Origin of the sequence: Xanthobacter autotrophicus (assembly GCF_029991245.1) — a bacterium.
Lineage (GTDB): Bacteria > Pseudomonadota > Alphaproteobacteria > Rhizobiales > Xanthobacteraceae > Xanthobacter > Xanthobacter autotrophicus_C.
Map to the genome: position 1 here is coordinate 1 of NZ_JAIVFO010000339.1, position 492 is coordinate 492.

Genomic DNA, 492 nt, shown 5'->3' on the forward strand with positions numbered 1-492 from the left:
GGTCCATGCCGCGGTACTTCTCGGGCGCGTTCTCGCTGACGGTGGCCTGCAGGGTGAGCACCACGATCATCGGCAGGTTGTGGCGCTGGCCCACCTGGTAGTCGTTGGGGTCGTGCGCGGGCGTGACCTTGACCACGCCGGTGCCGAACGCGCGGTCCACGTAGTCGTCGGCGATCACCGGCACGCGGCGCCCGGTCAGCGGCAGCACTACGTTCCTGCCGATCAGGTGCGCGTAACGCTCGTCTTCCGGGTGCACCATCACCGCGGTATCGCCCAGCAGGGTTTCCGGGCGGGTGGTGGCAACGACCAGGTAGTCGCGGGTTTCGCGCAGGGTTTCCACGCCGTCGGCATCGCGCTCGACGTGTTCGTAGCTCAGGCCGTCATCCAGCGTGTAGGCGATCGACCACAGGAAGCCGTCCTCCTCGGCGCTCTCCACTTCCAGGTCGGAAATGGCGGTCTTCAGCACCGGGTCCCAGTTGACCAGGCGCTAGC

1 pseudogene is annotated in these 492 nt (G+C 67.5%); it reads right to left on the minus strand.

Annotation, left to right across the window (positions count from 1 at the left end):
* Positions 1-466 (minus strand): annotated as a pseudogene (locus K9U41_RS23100) (class I tRNA ligase family protein); the annotation flags it as partial.
* Between the last annotated feature and the right edge of the window lie 26 nt (positions 467-492).